At 63.1% G+C, this 14180-nt stretch carries 12 protein-coding genes; 8 read left to right on the top strand and 4 right to left on the bottom strand.

Annotated features, from left to right (window positions below):
* Positions 1–2 precede the first annotated feature (2 nt).
* Positions 3–1205, bottom strand: a complete 1203-nt coding sequence (locus AB7Z56_RS28170) for a LysR family transcriptional regulator (RefSeq protein ID WP_084795197.1) — start codon at positions 1203–1205, stop codon at positions 3–5.
* Positions 1206–1364: 159 nt separating this feature from the next.
* Here AB7Z56_RS28170 and AB7Z56_RS28165 point away from each other — a divergent pair, with 159 nt between their 5' ends.
* From AB7Z56_RS28165 to AB7Z56_RS28130, 8 genes are read left to right on the top strand one after another with little or no spacing between them, the layout of a single operon-like run.
* Entirely contained in the window at positions 1365–2057 is a 693-nt protein-coding gene (locus tag AB7Z56_RS28165; protein WP_063986481.1) for an isochorismatase family protein, read from the top strand.
* 53 nt (positions 2058–2110) lie between these two features.
* A complete protein-coding gene (locus AB7Z56_RS28160; protein ID WP_063984117.1) occupies positions 2111–3337 on the top strand; it encodes a gallate dioxygenase in 1227 nt (408 codons plus the stop codon).
* 44 nt (positions 3338–3381) lie between these two features.
* Entirely contained in the window at positions 3382–4581 is a 1200-nt protein-coding gene (locus AB7Z56_RS28155) for an ABC transporter substrate-binding protein (protein WP_354096859.1), read from the top strand.
* A gap of 3 nt (positions 4582–4584) precedes the next feature.
* Positions 4585–5448 (top strand): branched-chain amino acid ABC transporter permease, encoded by an 864-nt coding sequence (locus AB7Z56_RS28150; RefSeq protein ID WP_063984115.1) that lies wholly within the window; start codon positions 4585–4587, stop codon positions 5446–5448.
* 8 nt (positions 5449–5456) lie between these two features.
* Positions 5457–6395, top strand: coding sequence for a branched-chain amino acid ABC transporter permease (locus AB7Z56_RS28145; RefSeq protein WP_084795382.1), 939 nt, complete (start codon positions 5457–5459; stop codon positions 6393–6395).
* Complete coding sequence (locus tag AB7Z56_RS28140; protein WP_063984113.1) at positions 6392–7150, top strand: ABC transporter ATP-binding protein; 759 nt, start codon at positions 6392–6394, stop codon at positions 7148–7150. The genes AB7Z56_RS28145 and AB7Z56_RS28140 overlap by 4 nt, the downstream gene beginning before the upstream one ends.
* Positions 7137–7835, top strand: coding sequence for an ABC transporter ATP-binding protein (locus tag AB7Z56_RS28135; protein ID WP_063984112.1), 699 nt, complete (start codon positions 7137–7139; stop codon positions 7833–7835). The genes AB7Z56_RS28140 and AB7Z56_RS28135 overlap by 14 nt, the downstream gene beginning before the upstream one ends.
* A 29-nt stretch (positions 7836–7864) precedes the next feature.
* Entirely contained in the window at positions 7865–8686 is an 822-nt protein-coding gene (locus AB7Z56_RS28130; RefSeq protein WP_063984111.1) for a creatininase family protein, read from the top strand.
* A 1012-nt stretch (positions 8687–9698) separates the two neighbouring features.
* Here AB7Z56_RS28130 and AB7Z56_RS28125 read toward each other — a convergent pair.
* From AB7Z56_RS28125 to AB7Z56_RS28115, 3 genes are read right to left on the bottom strand one after another with little or no spacing between them, the layout of a single operon-like run.
* Positions 9699–10673, bottom strand: a complete 975-nt coding sequence (locus AB7Z56_RS28125; RefSeq protein WP_441256606.1) for an HlyD family secretion protein — start codon at positions 10671–10673, stop codon at positions 9699–9701.
* Positions 10660–12990 carry an ABC transporter permease gene (locus tag AB7Z56_RS28120; protein WP_441256605.1) on the bottom strand — a complete coding sequence of 777 codons (2331 nt, stop codon included), beginning with the start codon at positions 12988–12990 and terminating at the stop codon, positions 10660–10662. Before AB7Z56_RS28120 ends, AB7Z56_RS28125 begins: the two co-directional genes overlap by 14 nt.
* Entirely contained in the window at positions 12987–14048 is a 1062-nt protein-coding gene (locus tag AB7Z56_RS28115; RefSeq protein ID WP_085404125.1) for an HlyD family secretion protein, read from the bottom strand. Before AB7Z56_RS28115 ends, AB7Z56_RS28120 begins: the two co-directional genes overlap by 4 nt.
* Positions 14049–14180: the final 132 nt, after the last annotated feature.

Genomic DNA, 14180 nt, shown 5'->3' with positions numbered 1-14180 from the left:
CGTCAGAGCTGTCCGATTGCCCTGATGTTGGCCATCAGCAACTGGGCGGCAAGCGACGGGCTGCTCGCCTGCCGTTGCAATATCCCGATCGGACGGCTGGTTTCCGGCAGCGTCAGGGGAAGCACGACCAGCGTCCTGGTCGCGATGTCCTCGTGGAACAGGTGTGCGGAAGCCGCGGTCAGCATGTTGCTGCCGATCAGGATTCCTCGGGTAATGGCGAGATCGGCAGTCTCGACCACCACGCGGGTCTCGCCGAGCCCGTGGTTTCTCAAGGTGTTTTCCAGGAGCTCCCGCGTTGGGGCGCCGTGAGGTGGCAGCACCCAATCGGCCGAGGCGAGATCCGCGAATGTCAGTTTTCGCTTGCGCGCCAGCGGATGTGCCCCGCCTGCGACGACCGACAGGACATCCTGGGTCACCACCTCGCGCGCCAAGCCGATCGTGTGTTCCGGGGGACGGAGTGCGCCGAGCATGAAATCGATATCGCCCGCGCGCAGCCGCGTGGCCAGATGCTCGAATGTCCCCTCGACCGTGGTGACCGTCAGGTTGGGATGATTTCTGGTGAGCTCGATGATCGCCTTCGGAAGCAACCGGGTCCGGCCAAGCGACAGCGACCCAACGATCACCCTGCCGGTGATCGCACCGCGAAGCGATTGGATTTCGACTTCGCCGGCGCGGATTTCGGCAAGTGCCCGCCTGATATGCACACCGAGCAGGGCGCCCAATGGCGAAGGCTGCATGCCGCCGGCGCCGCGGATGAACAATTTGGCACCGATGCTTGTTTCGATCTCACGTAGCGACTGACTGGCGGCGGGCTGGGATATTCCCAAGCTGTCCGCCACCGCGCCCACGTGGTGTTGCTCCACCAGTTCGGCAAAGACGAGCAGACGCTGGCGGCTGATGGACAGGGAGAAGATGGGCGCCTTGTCGACCAGGCTTGCCGACAGCTGGGCGGTCTTGAAGGCCGACCGTGCAGTTTCCATCTCTGCGAACGCGCGTTCGACCCGAGCGAGCAAGGCTCGTCCGAATTCAGTCAGCAGCATGCCTTGCGATCTGCGTTCGAACAGCTGGACGCCAACATCGGCCTCCAGCTCCTTGATCGAGCGCGTCACGGCGGACTGCGCGCGGCGAACCAGCCGGCTCGATTTGATGACGCTTCCGGAGTGGGCCACGGCCACGAAAGCGCGAAGGTTCCTGATATTCAGCAAGTCCGCGCGAGCCTCATTGCGGGGTGTCCGTCTCGGGAAGACATAACGAATTTAGATAGCATCCCGCGGGATTTGCGCCTAGGCAGCGCCGAAGAGCAAGCTAATTTTCCGTCACCGGCGAACTGCGTCCGAACGATGAGCCCGAGGCTGGATAACCTGATGACATCACCGTCGCCCTACGAAATGCCGCCTTATGTCATCGACCGCGTCATGAAGAAGCGCGGGCGCTTGCGTGTATTCGAGCGGTTCGAGCCGCGCGAGACCGCGCTGGTGGTGATCGATATGCAGAAATTCTACGTGTCTGATGTCCCGCCCGCGGTTGCCATCGTGCCCCATATCAACAAGCTTGCAGCAACGTTTCGCGCGCGGGGTGGGCATGTTGCTTGGGTCAGTATGACGGCTGGAGACAACGGCAGGAGCCTGTGGCCGATCTACCACGATTATTTCTTCACCAAGGAGAACGCTGCCCGCCATCGCGATAACCTGACCGCGGGGGCTGACGGGCACCGGATCTATCCCACGCTCGATGTGCAGCCGGGGGATATCATGGCGACCAAGTCTCGCTTCAGCGCATTCATTCCGTCCCGCTCGGACCTCCCCGAAAAATTGACGGCGGCAGGGATCACCAATGTCGTGATCGTGGGCATGCTGACCAACATGTGTTGCGAGACATCGGCGCGCGACGCCATGATGCTGGACTTTCGCGTGGTGATGGTGAGCGACGCCAACGCGGCCCGTTTCATTGAGGACCACAACATCGGATTTTCGACCGTTTTCCAGAGCTTTGGCGACGTTTTGACGACCGACGAGGTCATCGACGATCTCGTCCTAGAAGGCACGTCGCGGAAATAGGGCCGCACGGCGATTAGTCAATTTCTGAACGGCAGCGAGCAGGGAGCAAGTAGATGGCGAGGATTATCGGAGGCATTGGCGCCTCCCATGTGCCGACGATCGGTGTCGCCTATGACAAGAACAAGCAGGATGTGCCCGCTTGGGCGCCGCTGTTCAAAGGCTTCGAGCCGGCGGCCAAATGGCTGGAGGAGAAGAAGCCGGACGTGCTGGTGTTCTTTTACAACGACCACTTGAACGCATTCTTCTACGATCTCTATCCGACATTCGCGCTCGGCGTGGCGCCCAGCTACGACGTCGCCGACGAGGGCGCTGGGCTCCGTCCGCTGCCGACCTTGCCCGGTCACCCCGGACTCGCGCGCCATATTGCAGAAAGCGTTATCAACGACGAGTTCGACCTGACCGTGTTCCAGGATCGTCCGCTCGACCACGGTGTGTTTTCGCCGCTCCCGCTGCTGTGGCCGCACAAGGGCGGCTGGCCTGGCGCCGTCATCCCCGTCGAGGTCAACGTCGTTCAATATCCGCTGCCGACAGCGATGCGCTGCTATCGGCTCGGGCAGGCGCTCCGTCGCGCGATCGAATCCTATACCGAAGACCTGTCCGTCGTGGTGGTAGGCACCGGCGGTCTTTCGCACCAGATCCACGGCGAACGGACCGGCTACAACGATACCGAGTGGGACATGCGCTTCATCGATCTGATCGAAAAGGATCCGATGACGCTCGCGAAGATGAAACACGTCGACTACATCCGCCTCGGCGGCGCCGAGAGCGTCGAGGTCATCATGTGGTTGGCCATGCGCGGCGCGCTTAGCGACGACATCAAGAAGGTTCACCAGAATTACTATCTGGCGACGACGACGGCGATGACGGTCCTGGTGTTCGAGGAGAACGACCAGACTCCGAAGAAGGTCGAAGGCGTCTCGCAGAACCCGCAACTGTCCGGGATCGAGGATATCGCGGGCACCTATGCCTTCGACATCAAGACCGGCACGAAATGCATTCGTTTGAACCGGTTCTTCTGGAACATGAGGACGCCGGCGAGCCGCGCGGAATTCGAACGCGACGAGGCTGCGGCATGTCGCAACGCGGGTCTGACCGATCAGGAGACCACGCTTGTACGGGACCGCAACTGGCTGGGACTGATCCAGTACGGCGCGAATTTCTTTGTGCTGGAGAAGTTCGCGCGGTTGGTGGGAGAGACCAATCTCGAGGTCTATGCATCGATGCGCGGCGAGACCTTCGATGAGTTTCTTGCAACGCGCCAGGTGCCGGACGCCCGCTAATCGCCGCGCATGCGTGCCTTTCCCTGTCCCTTCGGAGTGACGTGATGACTGTTCGACCGTTCCTGATGTCCGCCGTGCTGAAGCGTGTCGCCACTGCTGCGACGATAACCGCGATGCTGTCGGGCATGGCGCAGGCCGCCAGCGGCAAGCTGACCATCGGACTGGTGTTGCCGATGTCCGGCGCTTTCGCCGATCAGGGCCAGTATTACGAGAACGGCGTCAAACTGTATCAGAAGCTGCACGGATCGACGGTCGCAGGACTAACCGTCGAGACGGTGTTGCGGGACGATCAGGGACCGGGCTCGGGTGACCTCGCGCGGCGCCTGACCCAGGAGTTGATCGTCCGCAACAAAGCCGACGTGATCCTCGGCTACAGTTTCACGCCGAATGCAATGTCGGCGGCGACCTTGCTGACGGAAGCCAGGAAGCCTGCGGTCATCGTTAACGCGGCGACCTCGATCATCACCGAAAAGTCACCTTATTTTGTCCGTGTGTCGTTCACGCTGCCGCAGTTGGCAGCCACGCTCGGCGCGTGGGCTGCCAAGAACAACATCAAGACGGCCTATACAATCGTCTCCGACTACGCGCCGGGCATCGACGCCGAAACCTGGTTCAAGAAGAGCTTTGAGGCAGGCGGCGGCAAGGTGATCGGCGACGCACGGACCCCGGTCGCGGCCATGGAATACTCGCCGTTTCTCCAGCGCGCCATGGAAGCCAAGCCCGACGCGGTGTTCGCGTTCAATCCCGGCGGCGATGTCTCGGTCGCCTTCATGAAGGCGGCCAAGGAGCGCGGCCTCGTCAAGTCCGGCATCAAGCTGTTGGTGACCGGAGATGTCGTCGACGACTACATGCTGGCTGCGATGGGCGATGCGGTCGATGGGGTGATCTCGTCGATGCATTACCAGGTCGAGCTCGACAACAAGGCCAATGCAGGGTTTTTGAAGGGCTACAAGGAGATGTTTGGTGCCAACGCGGTCCCGAGCGTCCGCACCGTGCAGGCCTATGATGCCATGGCGCTGATCTACAAGGCGGTCGAGAAGACCAACGGCAATCTCGACGGCGATGCGCTGATGGCGGCCTTCAAGGGCACGAAGCTCGATAGCCCGCGCGGGCCCGTGGAGATCGATCCCGCCACGCGCGATGTCGTCGAGAACATCTACATCCGCAAGGGCGAGCAGAAGGACGGCGGCTGGCACAACATCGCATTCGACACGATCGAGGCTGTCAAGGACCCAGCGAAGTAGTCGATGAACGGGATTGCCTCAGTCGTCGCCGATGGTGTTGCCTACGGCATGCTGCTCCTGCTGTTCTCGGTCGGTCTGTCGGTGACGCTGGGGCTGATGCGCTTCATCAATCTGGCGCACGGCGCCTTTGCGATGTGCGGCGGTTATGTTGCGACTACGTTGCTGCAATCCGCGCATCTGCCGTTTCTGCTGATCCTGCCAGCGGCCTTCCTGGCAACGGCCTTAGTCGGCGTGCTGATCGAACGATCGGTGATCCGTTACGTCTACGCCATGCCGGCGCTTCAGCAGGTGCTGTTTTCCATTGGTCTGGCCTTTGCCGCCAGCGCGCTCGCGACCATCATCTTCGGTCCGCAGCAGCAGGCCGTGCTGCTGCCCGACTGGCTCGCCGGCCATATCGATATCATCGGCATTCGCTTCGGCAGCTATCGCCTGTTTCTGGTTGTTGCCGGCCTCGTGACGGCGGTCTGCCTCATGCTGCTGTTCAATCACACCTTGTTCGGCGCGAAGATCCGCGCTTCGGTCGACAATCGCCGGACCGCCGAAGGCATCGGCATTAACGTCGATCGCTTGTTCGCGCTGACATTCGGCCTTGGGGCAGGGCTGGCGGGGCTTGGCGGTGCGCTATCGGTCGGGTTTCTCGGCCTCGATCCGACATTTCCTTTCAAGTACCTCACCATCCTCCTGATGGTGGTGGCGATCGGCGGCCCCGGCTCGATCGGCGGATCGGTGGTTGCCGCGCTGTTACTCGGCGTTGTCGACGCCTTGTTCAAATACTATCTGCCCGCGGTCGGGTCGTTCGTGGTGTATGGCCTGTTGGTCCTCACCATGATCTTCCTGCCCAGGGGTCTTGCCGGACGGGCCGCGTGAGGACGATCATGAATAGCGGTCCCGGCGTTGCGCTCCTGCTTGCGACCTTGGCGAGCTATGTCCTGTTTCCGGACTATCTGTTGCTACTCAGCAGCCTGTTCGTGCTGGCGATCTTTGCGCTCGCCTACGATCTGCTCCAGGGGCACGCCGGCATCGTCTCGTTGGGGCACGCGGCGTTCTTCGGCCTCGGCGCTTACGCTGCGGCTATCCTGGCGCGTGCCGGCATCACGGAACCGGTCGCAGGTCTTGCCGGCGCGATGCTGGTGAGCGCGGCAGCTGCATTCTGCGTGACGCCCATCGTCGTGCGCGGCAACGATTTTACGCGGCTGCTGGTGACGCTCGGCATGGGCTTCCTGCTCTATGAGGCCGCCAACAGCGCGCGCTGGCTTACGGGCGGCGCGGACGGCTTTCCCGACTTCACGATCGGGCCCGTCCTCGGGCTGTTTCCTTTCGATTTTCTCGGCAAGACGGCCTTCTTCTACGCGCTGTGCGTTCTGGCGATTGTCTTCGTCTTTCTCAAACGGGTCACGGAATCGCCGTTCGGTCTGGCCCTGAAGGGCATTCGCGAGAACACGCAGCGCATGCCCGCGATCGGCGCGCCGGTCGCACGCCATCTTGCCATGGCCTATACGATGTCGGGCGCGATTGCGGGCTTGGCCGGCGCGGTGCTCGCGCAGACCAGTCACTTCGCCTCACTCGACATGCTCGGCTTCGATCGCTCGGCGGAGGTGATGATGATGACCACCATCGGCGGCTCCGGCAGCATCCCCGGTGTCGTGATGGGGGCAGCGGCGTTCGGCTTCATGAAGGATTATCTGTCGACGGTCAGTCCGAAGTACTGGCACCTTGGCATCGGCATCGTGCTGATGCTGTCGGTGTTCGTGATTCCCAATGGCATTGCAGGCGTGGCTGACAGCCTGCGCCGGCGTTTCGGGCGGCCGTCATGACCGCCATCGAAACACGGGATCTCAGCATCCGCTTTGGTCACTTCGCTGCGGTGTCCGGCGTCTCGCTCGCCATCGCCGCGGGATCGCGGCATGCGCTGATCGGCCCCAATGGCGCGGGAAAGACCACATTGGTCCATGCGCTGACCGGCGGGGTCGCGGCCTCCTCGGGAATGATCCTGATCAGTGGAGACGACGTCACGCGGCTGGGCGAGAGCGCGCGGGTGCGGCGCGGGCTGTCGCGGACCTACCAGATCAACCAATTGTTTCGCGGCCTCAGCGTGCTCGACAACGTGGTGCTGGCCGTGCTCGAGCGCAAGCAATTGACCCGGGTGTTCTGGCGCCGCGCCGCGCACGACAATGCGACCATCGAGGAAGCCCGTGAGCATCTTGCCTTCGTCAACCTGATCGCTCACGCGGACAGGCCGGTTCATGAATTGCCCTACGGGTTGCAACGCCTGCTTGAAATCGCGGTGGCGCTGGCCGCAAGGCCGCGGATCCTGGTCCTCGACGAGCCCGCCGCAGGCGTTCCTGCGGCGCAGAGCGAGGCTATCTTCGAGCGCATCCACGCACTGCCGCGCGATCTGACGCTCCTGTTCGTGGAGCACGACATGAACCTAGTCTTCCGCTTTGCCGATCGGATCACCGTGCTGGTCGAAGGCCGCATCATCACGGAGGGCACGCCGGCCGAGATCTCCGGCAACGAGCGCGTGCGCGAAGTCTATCTCGGACGCAGGGGGGCCCATGTCCCTGCTTGAGATCGAGAGGCTCACGGCCGGCTATGGGGAGGCCGTGGTGCTGGAGGAGATGAGCCTGTCGGTGTCGGAAGGCGAATGCCTGGCCGTGCTCGGCAGGAATGGCGTCGGCAAGAGCACGCTGATGCTGGCGATCATGGCGCACGCCGCGCGCTTTGCCGGCAGGCTGCGCTGGGATGGCCACGATTTCAGCACGCTCAGCACCAACCAGCGGGTCGGGCTCGGACTTGGCTGGGTGCCGCAGGAACGCGAGATCTTTCCGTCGCTGACGGTGGAGGAAAACCTGCTTGTCGCGCATCGTCGAGGCGGCCGCTTCGACCTCAATGGAATCTACGAGGTGTTTCCGCGGCTGAAGCAACGTCGGCGCAACATGGGCGACAAGCTGTCCGGCGGCGAGCAGCAGATGCTGGCGATCGGGCGCACGCTGATGACGAGCCCGCGCCTGTTGCTGCTGGACGAACCGTTCGAGGGGCTGGCGCCTGTGATCGTCGAGGAGCTCGAGGAGACGTTGATGCGCCTGCGGCGCGACAGCGGTTTTGCGATCATCATCGTCGAGCAGCGCGCCGAGGATGTCCTGCGGCTCAGCGACCGCGCCATCGTGCTGGATCGCGGCAAGATCGTGCTCGAAGGGAAATCCGCGGAATTGCTCGCCGATTTCGAACAGGTTCATCGTTGGCTGTCGGTCTAGGCCGGCACTGACTTATCCCGGAGTTTCCCATGACCAGCGAAAATCTGTTCTCCAGCACCATGGCTGAGATGACGGCCAATGCGGTTGCAGAGGCAGCCAGCCGCAAGGCCGCGGTGCTGCTGCCGGCCGGAGTCATGGAAGCGCATGGGCCGCATCTGCCGATTGGCACCGACGCCTTCATCGCGCTGCAGCTCTGCCGGGCGACGCAGAAATACGCGGCCGCACGCGGCAAGGAGACGGTTATTGCGCCGCCCTATTATTGGGGGATCAACGGCGTGCTCGGCGAATTCGTGGGGAGCTTTCGCATTCGGACTGAGACGGCCGCCGCCTTGCTGACGGACGTCATCGATTCCTTGGTGGCCAACGGGTTTCCCGACGTTTTCGTCGTCAGCCATCACGGTGACCGAGCCCACAACGACATGATCCTGGATGTGTTGCAGAAGGCGCATCTGCGCGGCCAGGCCGGCGCGCGCTGGCTATATGCGCCGACGCGATGGAATATGATCAAACGCCTCGGACAGACCGGCGAGGAGCCGATCTGGGTGCGTTGGGATCATGATCCCGCGCTCGACGACTTCAAGGTCACTGGCGTGTTTGGTGTCCATGCGGACGAATACGAGACTGCGGCGATCGTCCGCCACTATCCTGAGACCGTCGATTTTGAAGCGTTGCGCGGCCTGGAGCCGACCAAGCTCACCGTTGACGATCTCGCCGTCTGGCGACAGGGCGGTGAGGCGGCCCGGCGATTGACGCCGAATGGTTATTTCGGCGCGCCCAATCCGGTCGATCCCGACCTCTGGCGCTTCTACGACGAAACGGCCAAAATTATGGCTGAGGCTATCGCCAGGTAGTTGCTTGCTTGGAAATTTCAGCGATGGAGGCGAGCGGGTGGAGGCTAAACTGAGATTGCGGGACTACCTCCCGACGGCCGGCGCAAGAGCAATCTTCAATGGATGTGGGTCTTTTGCTGGTAGATATGGAATTCTTGATCTGACCAAGCCCGTCTCGTTTCAGGGCTGGCGAGCCGGAGCAAGAGCGTCTTGGGTTTTTATCGTTTCAGCCCGACTGAGCTCAGGTCTGGACCAATTGCTGAGACAGATCGGTTGTGCAGTTACCGCATCTTTTGCTTTAGGTCATCGCGAGCGGACGAGAGTACATTTCGAAAGATAGCGGAGAGGGCCGGCTTCACCATCGAAGAATTGTGGTCGAATGCCCAGACCGTATAGTCGTAGCCGTAAAGGGTTGTCACGCCACCCTACGAATCGATGGGCTCGGCGAAGTTCGAGAGCCCTTCCGGAAACTGATCGACGAGGTCGGAAGGTTTGCGTCGGCAAAATAGCATACGGCTGGCGGTCAGCGGCTACATCGCAGCGCCCGGGATGCTAGGAGAGGCGATCAGTTAGGCTTGTCCGCAAAAATCGCGACCAAGCTTATCAAGATGTCCGTGGTCGACCGACCGTTCGCGTCTGTTTCCGCGATCAGAGACCGCCTCGATGTTAGATCTGAGTAGTTCTCGCCGCCTGGACCTGGCTCAAACTTCCCCATGATGGATTGGAACGAGAGTTTAATTCTTTCAATTGGGTAGAGGGCCGCGTGTGCACGACGTGTGCACCGGGAGATCAAGAAAAATCTTGCGATAGCCGACGTAAGCAAGCTTCTGAAATGGGCGAGCGGCCGCGGGGAAAGCGTCACTTCTTCGCCGCATATTCGCGCAGCTATCTGCGGCTTATTCGATCAACGATGAGCATCCTGGGATGGGAAGCAACTGGCTCTCAATCAGCGGGTCCCAGGTCGGAGCTTGGTGCGCACACCGTTTGCAAATGGTCGGTATAGTGTAGCTCTGCGATTTCAATCGCTGGGGTCCTAGCGGTCGATCCAGACGGTCATGCCCGGCTCAATGCCGGCCATCTCTCCCTTGGGATCGAGGCGAAGGCGAAGCGTGTTGCGGTCATGATCGCCAATCACACGCTCTGCCTGCCAGGTGGCAAACACGCCGAGCGGCCGCAGCTCGGTGATGACCGCCTTCGTCGCGCTATTGGCACCGTTCCGCATCACATTCGCGGTTTCTCCCATCGCGAGACGATCGAGGTGGTCCTCGCGCACGTTGAAGGAGAGCCATTGCCTGCCTGCGGCCTCGACCATCAGGATCGGCTGGCCCGCGCGAACGTTCTCGCCGACCTCGGCGGCGATGACGCTGACCACGCCGTCGGCCGGCGCGCGCAACACCATCTTGTCGAGGCGGCGCTCGAGCACGGTGACCGCGGCGGCCGCGGCCTGCACCTGCGTGTCGGCGATAGCGCGCTCTTCCCGGGTCGGGCCCGCCACGGCCGCATCGTAATTGGCCTGGGCCTCGGCCACGCCGGCGCGTGCGCTGGCGACGTCGTTCTCGGCCTGGTCGAGCGACTGCTGGGATTCAAAGCTCTGGCGCGCCAGCGTGCTGGTCCGGGTGAGCTGGGCCTGCACGAAGTCGAGGCGGGCGCTGGCCTTGGCGATGGCGGCTTTCAGCGAGTCGACCTGCTCGCGACGAACGCCGGCATAGACGTTGTTGCGGTTGGCGGTTGCCGACGCGAGCGCGGCACGCGCCTGGTCCGCCTGCGCCGTCAACTCCACCGCCGATAGCCGCGCCACGACGTCGCCGGCCTTCACAGAGGACCTCTTCTTGGCCGCAATCGAGACCAGCTGGCCGTTGACCTCCGGCTCGACCCTGATCTCGGTCGCGCGCACGACGCCGACGATGGCTGCGGGTGGTGCCGAGTGGCGCATGACATAGAGCAGCGCGCCCGCCGCGACCAGCGCGAGCGGAATCGCGACGAAGGCGGCAGGTCTAAGGTTGGGCATGTCCCTGTCTCCTCCTGACGGCAAATGCCGAGATCACCGCAAGCGCGAAATAGCCGAGCGCCAGGCACCACAATGCGAGCCAGTCATGCCCAACCTCCCAGATGCCGGCGCCGAGCTGGTTGATGCGCACGAGGCCGTCGATCGCGGAGTCGGCCGGGAATAACCGGCCGAACGCAAGGGCCACGTCCGGAATCGCTTCGCGCGGCCATGCGAAGCCGGCCATGAAGAACTGCGGCAGGCTCGTCGCCAGCAGCAGGATGGTTGCGTTCTCCGGTCGCGTGAACCAGGCCCCGACAGCCTGACCCATGAAACTCGTCGCCAGCAGGAAGACACTCGCGAGCGCGAGAATCTGCGGAAGATGGCCGAGCGTGGAAAAACCGTAGATGCGGGGCAGCACGATGACGTAGAGCGCGAGCGCAGGAAGGTAGACGGTCAGATGCGCGATGCCGCGGCCGAGCACGCCGGCAAAGGCTGCGCCTCCGCTCGCCAGCGCCGTGCCGGTCAGCATCGCGGCGCCGATCAGCAGGGTCTGCTGCAGGATCAGGATGAACGCCGCCGGAACGACGTAGCTCGCATAGCCGCCCACCGGGTTGAAGATAGGCTGCAGCAGCACGTCGGCCGGGCTCGAGCTTGCCAGCTTTGCCTTGACGAGGCTGCCATCCGACCGCGCGCCGCGCGAAACGAGCTCGGACGTCAAGGTTCCGATGGCGGTGGCGACCCCGCTGGCGCTCGATCGGAAGATGAACAGATAGGTTGCGTCCGCATAGACGGGGATGTGGGCGGTGATGCCCTTGAGCACGTCGCGTTCCGTGTCGGGCGGAATCTCGATGGCGGCAAAGGCCTGCCCGCGATCGATCGCGCTGCGCGCCTCAGCCAGCGTTCGGGCGCGAACCGTCACGCTCAATGCGCCGCTCGCATCCAGCGTCTCGACGATCTGCCGGCTGAGATCGCTGAGATCGTTATCGACGACCGCAATCGGAAGCTTGCGAAGGATCTGGTTCAGATAGGGCTGCGGATAGTAGATGCCGTAGATCAGGGGAGCGAGAAACAGCAGAGTGAAGGCGCTCCGCGTTCCCAGCACGCGCCGCCACTCCGCCACGAAGGCGCCGCCGACGCCGTGCGGTGTGGAGATGGCCTCGGATGGCTCGACAGGCCGCGCTGTTGCAAACCAGCCCTTGCGGGTGACGTTCGCCATGCGCAGCCATGCCAGGCCGGCAAACAGCAACGCCAGGCCCGCAAGCGCCGCGAAGGGAATAGCCGAATCCGCGACCGGCAATCCCCGCGCGGCTTGTCCCAGCAGGACGGCCATGTACCAGCGAAGCGGCAGGATCGCGCTCCATGTCTGCGCAAAGGCATTCATGCCGATGGTGGGAAAGCCGACGCCGGCATAGCCGAATGCAGGCGAGGCAATGAGGCCCGCAAGCCCGAGCCCTGTGGCGAGATCGCCGACCAGAAGCTGGAGCAGGGCGCCGAGCGACAGATAACCGACGATCAGCAGCGAGGCCGCGGCGATCATCAACGGCAGATTGCCCTTGAAGGGAATCTCCAGCACGCCCTCCAGGAACAGTGGCTCGGCCAGCATGATCAAAATGAAGATGCAGAACAGCGGTGCGAGCTTGCCGGCCAGCGCGACAAGCGGATCGCCGCCGGCGCTTTCGAGCCAGGCCCGCGCGTCGCGGCGGCGGAATTCGGAGCCGACGGAATAGCCGGCGGCAAGGGTCATCACCACATGGATGATGGTCGGCAGCAGCGCGCGCAGCAGGAACTGCGCATAGTTCTTCTGCGGATTGACGAGCGCCATGGTCTCCGCCTTGAGCACACCCAGGGACGCTGGCGCAGGTGCCGCGCGACTGGCGGGAGCGGCCACGGCTGCCGCGGCGGAAAGTGAATCGCTCAGACCCGAGGATGCGATTCCGGAGGGAGTCAAAAACTGCTGGTTATAAAACCCGACGATCTGCGGGCGGCGCGCGGCCTTCAGGTCGCGCTCGAAATCCGGCGGGATGTGGACGGCCGAAATCGACTTGCCGGAGCGTATGTCCTGCACGGCCGTGGACAGCGTGCCGGAGCGGTCGACGATCTTCAGGCTTGGCGACGCCGCAATGTATTCCACCAGGGCGCGCGACGCGTCCGACTTGTCCTCGTCGACGACAGTCACGCCGAGCCCGCGGATGACCGGATGGCTAAAGACCGTGGTGAGAACCACGAACGCGAACAGCGGCACGCCGAAGATCAGGAGCAGCGCCACGCGATCGTGAAACAGCCAGCGGCACTCGCGCCGCGCGACCAGCAGAAATCCGGGCTTGGGCGCCGGCCTCATGGCCGTGACCGCCAATCCAGATAGGCGCTCATTCCCGGTCGCAGCTCGGGCACCGGTTGCACCGGATAGGCACGGATCGAAAACGTCCGCAGGTCGAAATCACCCGAAGCACGCGTGGCCCGCCAGCTTGCATATTCGCCCTTGGTCGCGATGAGCTTGACCTCGACTGTCACCGAGCGGTCGCCGAGGGCGGGAATGCGGACATCGAAGCGATCGCCGACCTTGAGGCCTTTGACGAGATCCTCTCGCAGATCGAAATGCACCCAGAGGTCCGCGAGATTGATCAAGGTGACGAGCGGGACGCCCGGCGAGACGTATTCGCCGGGTTCCACATTACGCTGATAGATCTGCGAGGCTACGGGCGCATAGACCACGAGCTGGTCGATGATCGACTGGACACTCTGGATATCGGCACTGGCCTTTTCGACATTGGTATTGGCAATGGCCCGCTCCTCCTTGGTGTAGCCATTGACCGCCTGGTCATAGGCCGATTTGGCCTGGTCGACGGCGCGCTCGCTTTCGTGCAGCGCATCGGTGGCCTGATCGAGGCGGGCTTGCGGCGCATTGCCTTGCTCGGTCAAGGTGTGTGTGCGGTCAAAGGTCTTTTGCGCCAGCACCAGCGCCGCTTGCGCGCGCTCCATTTCCGCCTTCCGTGCCGCGATCACTTCCACCCGCGTTCCGACGAGTACGTTGGCAAGCTGGGCGTCCGCGACGGCCTTGGCCGCCTTCATTTGCTCGTGCTTGGCCAGCGTCTCTGGATTGTCGATCTGGACCAGCACTGCGCCCGCAGCCACGTTCTGGCCGCGCTCGACGGGAATCTTGCCGACCCGTCCGTCCACGCGCGCCGCGATATCGAGCCGCGTTGCATCGACCTCGCCCTGAACCAGCAAGGGCTCCGGGCGCAACAGATAGAAGACGGAAAGCCCGACGACAGCAGCCGCCACGACACCGACGATGATAGAGGGCGTGCGTGTCGGGTTGTGCGCGGCTTTCGCCGGTCCGTTACCCGGCACGTCGGGCGTGCTTTGAACGTCCTTGTCAGAGCTCGGCACGTCCATGCCTGACTCCCTTTCTGATGGCCGGATGGCCTCTAGTTTATTCGGTTGTGAGGCCCAGCCGCAATCGCGAGGCGATGAATGTTTTTGAGTCGGAGCCGACCATGTAACCTGTCCGTTACCCACGCTTGGATG

Source organism: Bradyrhizobium sp. 482_C4_N1_8 (assembly GCF_052075965.1).
Taxonomy (GTDB): domain Bacteria; phylum Pseudomonadota; class Alphaproteobacteria; order Rhizobiales; family Xanthobacteraceae; genus Bradyrhizobium; species Bradyrhizobium barranii.
This window is presented reverse-complemented; position numbering and strand designations above follow the sequence as displayed.

Coding starts and splice junctions, on each gene's coding strand:
- AB7Z56_RS28145 (WP_084795382.1), top strand. CDS start 5,457: ATGAATAGCGGTCCCGGCGTTGCGCTCCTGCTTGCGACCTTGGCGAGC.
- AB7Z56_RS28115 (WP_085404125.1), bottom strand. CDS start 14,048: ATGGACGTGCCGAGCTCTGACAAGGACGTTCAAAGCACGCCCGACGTG.
- AB7Z56_RS28140 (WP_063984113.1), top strand. CDS start 6,392: ATGACCGCCATCGAAACACGGGATCTCAGCATCCGCTTTGGTCACTTC.
- AB7Z56_RS28120 (WP_441256605.1), bottom strand. CDS start 12,990: ATGAGGCCGGCGCCCAAGCCCGGATTTCTGCTGGTCGCGCGGCGCGAG.
- AB7Z56_RS28165 (WP_063986481.1), top strand. CDS start 1,365: ATGACATCACCGTCGCCCTACGAAATGCCGCCTTATGTCATCGACCGC.
- AB7Z56_RS28130 (WP_063984111.1), top strand. CDS start 7,865: ATGACCAGCGAAAATCTGTTCTCCAGCACCATGGCTGAGATGACGGCC.
- AB7Z56_RS28150 (WP_063984115.1), top strand. CDS start 4,585: ATGAACGGGATTGCCTCAGTCGTCGCCGATGGTGTTGCCTACGGCATG.
- AB7Z56_RS28125 (WP_441256606.1), bottom strand. CDS start 10,673: ATGCCCAACCTTAGACCTGCCGCCTTCGTCGCGATTCCGCTCGCGCTG.
- AB7Z56_RS28160 (WP_063984117.1), top strand. CDS start 2,111: ATGGCGAGGATTATCGGAGGCATTGGCGCCTCCCATGTGCCGACGATC.
- AB7Z56_RS28135 (WP_063984112.1), top strand. CDS start 7,137: ATGTCCCTGCTTGAGATCGAGAGGCTCACGGCCGGCTATGGGGAGGCC.
- AB7Z56_RS28155 (WP_354096859.1), top strand. CDS start 3,382: ATGACTGTTCGACCGTTCCTGATGTCCGCCGTGCTGAAGCGTGTCGCC.